This window comes from Protofrankia sp. CiP1_Cm_nod4 (genome assembly GCF_982290645.1).
Genome location: NZ_CEVIVC010000007.1, coordinates 6,437 through 7,054 on the forward strand (window position 1 = coordinate 6,437; position 618 = coordinate 7,054).

Annotated in this window: 1 pseudogene; it reads right to left on the minus strand. The window is 76.2% G+C overall.

Going from position 1 to position 618, the window contains the following annotated elements:
- Positions 1-618, minus strand: a pseudogene (locus AC5LSR_RS02925) (hypothetical protein); the annotation flags it as partial.

Below are 618 nucleotides of genomic sequence, written 5' to 3' on the forward strand. Positions count from 1 at the left end.
GGTCGGCCTCGACGTCGGCGAGCGTGCCGTTCAGCTCGAAGCCGTCGCCGGCGCCCGTTCCCGCGCCGGCCCCCGGCCCGAGCGCCCGCCGCAGCCACTCCGCGTCGGACTGCCAGCCGGACAGCTGGGTCGCCGACACGCTGCCCGCCCCGGTCGCGAACACGTTGAGCAGCAGCTTGGAGACCAGCGCGGCGCGCCGCACCTCGTCCATTCCGACCACCGTGCCCATTTCGGACCATATGCCTGTTCCGACCTCTGCGCCTGTTTCGAACGCTGTGTCCGCTCTTATCCCCATGTCCGCTCCGACCGCTGTGTCCACTCCGACCGCCGCGCCAGCCCCGTCGGCCCCGCCCGCCGGCTCCGCCGCCCCGCCCACCGCCTCAGCCGCGGGCGCGCCGCCGTCGGCCGTCGCGCCAGCTGGCGGCGGCCCGCTACCGGCCAGGGCAACGACGTCGGTCTCGACCGCGTCGTCTTCTCCCCCGGTCCCGTCGTCCGCGGCCTCGTCGTCCCCGGTCCTGTCGTCCGCGGCCTCGTCGTCCCCGGTCCCGTCGTCCCCGGTCCCGTCGTCCCCGGTCCCGTCGTCCCCGGTCCCGTCGTCCCCGGTCCCGTCGTCCGCGT